This window comes from Actinomadura roseirufa, from assembly GCF_900659635.1.
Taxonomy (GTDB): domain Bacteria; phylum Actinomycetota; class Actinomycetes; order Streptosporangiales; family Streptosporangiaceae; genus Spirillospora; species Spirillospora roseirufa.
The window spans coordinates 13,255-19,074 of sequence record NZ_CAACVB010000011.1; the positions used below are offsets into that span (position 1 = coordinate 13,255).

The 5,820-nt window shown below is 68.9% G+C and carries 8 protein-coding genes; 3 read left to right on the top strand and 5 right to left on the bottom strand.

Features of this window, described 5'->3' with window-relative positions:
- Positions 1-478: 478 nt before the first annotated feature.
- On the bottom strand, positions 479-943 hold the full coding sequence (locus E1291_RS04305; protein WP_131736221.1) for a hypothetical protein: 465 nt from the start codon (positions 941-943) through the stop codon (positions 479-481).
- A 173-nt stretch (positions 944-1,116) separates the two neighbouring features.
- Entirely contained in the window at positions 1,117-2,451 is a 1,335-nt protein-coding gene (locus tag E1291_RS04310; protein ID WP_131736222.1) for a helix-turn-helix transcriptional regulator, read from the bottom strand.
- Between the two features lie 136 nt (positions 2,452-2,587).
- Here E1291_RS04310 and E1291_RS04315 point away from each other — a divergent pair, with 136 nt between their 5' ends.
- From E1291_RS04315 to E1291_RS04325, 3 genes are all read left to right on the top strand, one after another.
- A complete protein-coding gene (locus tag E1291_RS04315; RefSeq protein ID WP_131736223.1) occupies positions 2,588-2,935 on the top strand; it encodes a hypothetical protein in 348 nt (115 codons plus the stop codon).
- Entirely contained in the window at positions 2,928-3,245 is a 318-nt protein-coding gene (locus E1291_RS04320) for a hypothetical protein (RefSeq protein WP_131736224.1), read from the top strand. The genes E1291_RS04315 and E1291_RS04320 overlap by 8 nt, the downstream gene beginning before the upstream one ends.
- Positions 3,246-3,534: 289 nt before the next feature.
- Positions 3,535-4,080 (top strand): hypothetical protein, encoded by a 546-nt coding sequence (locus E1291_RS04325; RefSeq protein WP_131736225.1) that lies wholly within the window; start codon positions 3,535-3,537, stop codon positions 4,078-4,080.
- Between the two features lie 64 nt (positions 4,081-4,144).
- On the opposite strand, the gene E1291_RS04330 is transcribed toward E1291_RS04325, so the two are convergent.
- The 3 genes from E1291_RS04330 to E1291_RS04340 are packed head-to-tail and all read right to left on the bottom strand — an operon-like array spanning position 4,145 to position 5,791.
- Positions 4,145-4,402, bottom strand: coding sequence for a hypothetical protein (locus E1291_RS04330; protein ID WP_131736226.1), 258 nt, complete (start codon positions 4,400-4,402; stop codon positions 4,145-4,147).
- 47 nt (positions 4,403-4,449) lie between these two features.
- Complete coding sequence (locus E1291_RS04335; protein WP_131736227.1) at positions 4,450-5,268, bottom strand: ferredoxin; 819 nt, start codon at positions 5,266-5,268, stop codon at positions 4,450-4,452.
- A 37-nt stretch (positions 5,269-5,305) separates the two neighbouring features.
- Entirely contained in the window at positions 5,306-5,791 is a 486-nt protein-coding gene (locus tag E1291_RS04340; RefSeq protein WP_131736228.1) for a hypothetical protein, read from the bottom strand.
- Between the last annotated feature and the right edge of the window lie 29 nt (positions 5,792-5,820).

Below are 5,820 nucleotides of genomic sequence, written 5' to 3' on the forward strand. Positions count from 1 at the left end.
GTGTGCCGTGTCTGCGGGCTTTGCCTGGGCGCGGTCATCCCTGCCGGGGTGGTGGGTCGTTGAGCCGGGTGCCTGTGTTGGGGGCCGGTCCTCGCGATCCGATGGTGCCGCATGCGTGGGCGCACCCCTGCACAGCCGGGACCCCCGGCGACTCCTCCTGTTGCTGCCCGTCCTGGGAGATACCGACCTGCCCGACGACGCGATCGCGGTCCTCACCGCAGCGTGGGGCCGCGCCACCACCGGCCCGGCCCCTCGGCACGTTGCCGAAGCGCTGCTTCTCCAGGACACCGCCTACTGGGAACCCGCCCACTGGAGACGACTCGCCAACGGTGCTCTCGGCTGCGACGGGTTCCACAGCCGACGATGGCCAGCCCCTCCCCCCGCCTTCACGGCTGAGCGGGCACTCACCATCACCCAGGCGCCCACGGGGCGGGTGACCACGACGTCGGTCCCTCTTCGAGGGCTCCGCATGTCGTGGTCAGACGGGGGCGCGCGTGGACCAAGCCCAGGGGGACCCATGCCCGGACTCGAAGATCCGCCCGATGGCCCATACGCCCGAGGAGCAGGTGATGTTCACGGCAGGGCTCCATAGCCAGTGGTCGGGGTAGCTTCTCGGAACCCAGTGGTTGGCATCCGAATCGCCGTTGATGCCGTAGGTAACGCCGTTGCAGGAGTTATAGATACCGAGGTAGGCGCGTACGTCTGTGGTGCCGAGGTGCCCCTGGAGGTAGGCCCGATAGCCACCGGCTTCAGCGTCGTACTCAATGCAGGGGCTCAGGGACCAGCTGTACCAGGGTGCTTCGTAGTCGCCGCCTTGGAATGGGCCGCAGCGCCAGTCGTCAGCGTGGGCGGTTCCGGTGGTAGCGGCGGTCATGCCGCCGGTGAGCGCGAGGGTCGCCGCTGTCATGGCAATTGCGCGGCGGGTTCTGGAGGGTTTGAGCATGGGGGCCGTCTCCTTGATTGCGATGGATGGTGCCGTGGTCAGGCGTTGGACGCGATCAGGTGACCAAACCATCAGCGGGTGATTTGGCTAGGGCGATGTGCTCGGGGGATGGGTTTTGACGGCCCCATGTTCGGGTGGTCGGTTGGGGGGTCTTTCTGTGTGTTGCCGCTGGGTCAGAGGAGGGCGGCGGGACGGTTCTGGGGGGAGGACAGGGCGTGCAGCTCGCGGGCGGCCGGGAGTGCCCGCGCCTTTTCGGGAAGCGCGTCCAGGACGTTTCGGCCCAGGCGTCGGGCCCAGGGGATATTTCCCACCTCTGCCTCGAACTGGCTGCGAAGGGTCGTCACCGCTTCGTTCAGGCCACTGTCGACGTCTCGCTCTTTGACGAGAACGGCCGCCCTCATCACCGAGAGGTTCGCGCGGGGGACAAAGGACGTTGCCGGGTAAGCCGCGTGAGCCCGGGTAATGGTCGCTTCCGCTTTTTTGGCGCCTATGCGGCTGTGGGCGTAGGAATCTGTCCAGTGGAGTTGGGGCTCCCGAAAGTCGAGCGGAGTGCGAGCCAGTAGGCCGCGTGGCTCTGGCAGGCGGTCGACGGTCCGTTTCAGTTCCGCGAGTGCGACGGGCACCTGTCGGACATCGCCTTGCTCGGCGGCGGCGAAGGCGCGTGCGGAATACGCGCCGGCGAGTCCGCCGGACGGCCTTCCGGCCGCGACCTCGATGGCCTCGGTGGCCAGTTCGGTGACGACCTCACCTGACTGCTGTGCCCAGAAGGCTTCTTGCGCGGCGCGTCCACGCACCCATACGCGTAGATCCTGATCCCCGGACGCGTCGGCTGCTTGCCTGGCGTTGGTCCAGGAGAGGCGTGCGGCGCGCTGGTCGCCGAAGTCGCTCATCTTGATGGCCAGCATGCCGGAGAGTCCGGCGCTGACACGGAAGAGGCCCGACGTGGCGGGGGTGCCGCCGTGGCGCTTGAGTAGATCGCCGACGGCGACGAGGTCGGTGAGGAGCGCGCCGATCACGTCTCCGATGGGACGGAGTTCGAGGAGCCGTCCGTGCTCGTGGACCGCTGCCTCCCATGCATCGAGGTTCAGCGGGTTGCCGAGGGCGTCCTGGACACCGGACAGGATGTTTTCCAGGGCACGGGGCGGGATGACGGTTCCGGCGGCTATGGCACTGATGATCTGAAGCGTGGCGCGTCGTTTCACCTCGTCGTCCTCCGGGTCGGGAGTGGGACTCGGATTCACGGTACCGCTCGGTATGGCGGATGTGTCCGGTATGTCGAATAGTTCTTCGACGGTGGTCTCGAAGACGGCCGCATAAGCCGAGGCCCAAAAGGTCGGGCGGTGCTGTCCGTATTCGTGCCACGTAATCTGGCGGGCCAGGCTGGTGACGTTGCCCTGGGTTATGCCCATGGTGCGGTACATGCGGCGGGCCAGGTCGGGTTTGGTCCACCCCCGGGACTCGCGCTCGCTCTTGATCTGACGGGCCCATTTCGGGAGGGAATCGGTCATGGGTGCACCTCGCTCGGCCATTGTCGTTGATGAAGTGATGTCAATCTCCCATCGGCAGTATCGGTCTTCTGGTGGCGGGTGCGCAGGGATTCACTTGGAGTGACCGAATTGCCTTCGTTCAACGCAGGAGACGATCATGCAACCCTCGGCGGAGGGCGACGGAGCCCGGCCGGAGCCGGAGCACCCGGACGCTCACGCGCGGCTCGGTGCCCTGATGTCCCGGCTGCAGGTGTACGGGCTGGAGACCGTTCTGCAGCGGCGCAAGCTGCTCGTGATCAACCCGAATCCGCCGGGGTGCTGCCCGGACGTGCGGCGTCCGGCGGACACGATCATGTGCCGGCCGCGAGACGACGACGGGGCCCGCCTGTGGTTCTTCACGTCGTGGGGTGAGCCGATCGCCGAGGCCGAGCGCATCGTGGACGCGGCGTTGATCGTGGCCACCACTCTCGGCGCGCCGACGGAACAGGCCGACGCCGGTGAGTGAGTCCGAGCGTGGACGCGGGGGGACGGGTGACGCGGCAGAGCCCCCCGCGTCCACTTCACCCGGCGAGCGCCTGGAAGAGCTGGCGCTGCTGGTGAGCAGGCGGTTCTCCGGTGTGGCGCCGATACTGCCCCGGGGGACGGAGATCCTGCATCTCATCCGTTCCGGACTAGGTCCGCATTACGTCGTCTGGGCGCGCCACCGGTCGGCGTACCTCTGGTACTGCGGGCCCGACCACGGCGCCCAGCTCGGCGTCACGGCGGAGCAGGCCGCCGAGACGATCGGCAGGACGCTGGAGCTGCCGCCCGCGTAGATCGTCCGGGGACGCTCGTCCCGGTGCTCGGTGCTGTGCGCGGGGCACCGGGGGCGCGGTGCGTGGGTCGCGGTGCGGGGGCAGCGGGATGCGGGGTTCGGGGCGCGGATGTGGTCGGCGGGGCGCGGTGCGCGGGACGCCGGGGCGCGCTGCCGGGCCGGGCTGGGCGCGGGGGTGAGATGAGCGTGGCTCGTCTTCCCGGCCACGGGCGCGGCGGGAGATGATGTTCCGACGGATTTCTGGGGTTTGGAGGGCGGGCGGTCGCCTCCTCCGACCGAGGGGCGTGCGCATGAAGCTCAAGGAACCGATGGTCATGGTCGAGTCCGGGCCCCTGACCACCCGTGTCATCGCCGGTCTCGCCGCCGCCACGGTGGTCGTCGCGGGCATCGGGATCGTGCTCGGCGGATGGGGCGGCGTCGCCCTCTACGCGGTGGCCTTCCTGCTGTTCGTCGTGACCGTGGTGAGCCTCGTCGGGCTGACGCGTCCCGGGCAGTCCGGGCGCTGCGTTCTCACCGAGCGGGGCTTCGTGCACTTCGGCCGGGGCAAGGAGGACGTCCTCCCGGCGGGTGTCATCGAGGCCGTGGGCCTGTGCGTCGGACGGGCGGGCCACACGGAACTGGCCGTCTGGTACGACCATGTGGTCCACCCGGAACTGCCGGGCCTCTGGGGGAAGGCTCGGGGCGAACCGGGACGGATCCGGCTGGGTCTGGTCGATGGCGGCCCGTCCGGCCGGTTGCCGGGAGGGATCCCGGTCAAGCGCGTGAACGCGGTCCGCGCCTTCGTGGAGCGGCACCGCATCGCCGAATGGCGCAACGAACAGCACCACCTGGCCTGACCCGTCTAGGGACGTGGGGCTCTGAGCCTGCCGCCGGGAAGCACCTCGGTGAGACGCCCGGTCCTCACGAGTTCGGCTGGGGTTCCACGAGGTAATAGCCGCGCCCCCCTCGGGACGTCTTCTCTGTGGGAACGGTCGTCGTCTCATAGGGGAAGCACGGATAGACCGTCAGGGCTTCCTCCAGACCGATCGCCCAGCGCCCGGACGCGGCATCGAACCCTGACGAGGTGCCCGTCGCGTCCCGCAGGATGCGACGGGCGCGGGCGAGGTGCAGGGGACTCTCTGGAGAGAGGCGCCCGATCAGGTCGCGCTCAGAGGACACGGGACTCCCACACGAACACGCGGACGTCCGGGCCGGTCATGGTGTCGTCAGCCCCGGGGCCCGGTGATGACCTCCAGGGCCTCGTTCAATTCGTCACGACCGGGCTGCGGGACCAGGAAATCCACGGCCCGGATGTGCTCGACCAACTCGGGGTCCGGAGCCACGTCGTGGACGCGCAGGTAGTAGGCGGACGCCCCGGGCCACACCCAGACGCCATCGGTGTGGAAGGTGAGCGGAACCCGAGGCGTGAGCGACGGGTCGATCATGTCTTCCTGGTAGCTGTGGGCGGCGAGCACGATGGGGCACTTCTCCAGGTAGGTGAGGAGTGCCTCGCGCTGCTCGGCGGGAACCGGGGCCCGGTCCACGACCGGGGTTCCCTCGGGGGTTAGGGAATCGAACAGCTTCGCGTTACGGATTCGCTCGCCCCCCTGCGCGGCCGCCTCCGACAGCCAGGACGGCGTGTGCTCCGGGTCGCGCGGGAACGCCTCCAGTTCCTTCTCGTACACCGACGCCGGCGGGGGAGCCGAGAGGTCCGGCTCGGCCTGGCGCTCGTAAGTGATGTTGTACGTAAAGGGGAAGTCGAGCGTGAACACGGCCGTGAACCACGTTCCCGTGCCGGGGCTGTACATCCCCGAACGCAACGCCGTGAACAGCTCTTCGAGTTCCGCGGGCGGCTCGATGCGGGTCGGGAACTGCTGGGCCAGATGCTTGTACTGGAGTCGCGTCTCGGTGCGGGAGCCGAGCCCTGCGTACTGGACGGTGGCCTGCTCCCAGCCGGCCGGGAGGGTGTGCGTCAGCAGGAGGGTGATGCCGTCCAGCAGATGGTTCTGCTCGGCCGGGTCCAGAGGCCGGTTCTCGTTCACCACGTCTTCTCTTTCCATTGTCAGAGCGAGGGCGGGCCGCTCAGTTCTGCGGGATTCCGGCCTGCATGAGCGTCGTGCGCAGCCACGCCGGGACGTGCTCCCCGGCGCGTGGGAACACGGCGACGTCGGCGGCGAAGAGCCGGGCCGGGACCGGCGGGTCCCAGTGCGGGTCGAACCGGTCGTTGAAACTGACCCAGAACGCGCCCGGCGGATCCATCATGTACCGCATCCCGAACCAGGTGCCCTCGTTCTCGCGATACATGATCGACCGGAGCCGGGCGGCGATGTGAACGAGCTCGCGGGTCGGGTCCAGCTCCGGGGACGAGCCGTCCTTCAGGATGACGGTGAGCGCCACGTCCGTCGCGTCCACGACCATGAGGATCTTCAGGTCGATCCGCCGCCAGTCGGGCGGGGCGATCTGCACGAGGATCTGCCCCATCCGCTGGGTGAGCTGCTCGTACTCCTGCGGGTCGTACGGCTGCGGCGCCTGATCGGGGAAGTTCGCGTGGGCATCGGGCTCGGTCATCGCGTGTGGTCCTCCTAGCTGGGGCGAGT

Coding starts and splice junctions, on each gene's coding strand:
- E1291_RS04315 (WP_131736223.1), top strand. CDS start 2,588: ATGCAACCCTCGGCGGAGGGCGACGGAGCCCGGCCGGAGCCGGAGCAC.
- E1291_RS04325 (WP_131736225.1), top strand. CDS start 3,535: ATGAAGCTCAAGGAACCGATGGTCATGGTCGAGTCCGGGCCCCTGACC.
- E1291_RS04310 (WP_131736222.1), bottom strand. CDS start 2,451: ATGACCGATTCCCTCCCGAAATGGGCCCGTCAGATCAAGAGCGAGCGC.
- E1291_RS04305 (WP_131736221.1), bottom strand. CDS start 943: ATGCTCAAACCCTCCAGAACCCGCCGCGCAATTGCCATGACAGCGGCG.
- E1291_RS04340 (WP_131736228.1), bottom strand. CDS start 5,791: ATGACCGAGCCCGATGCCCACGCGAACTTCCCCGATCAGGCGCCGCAG.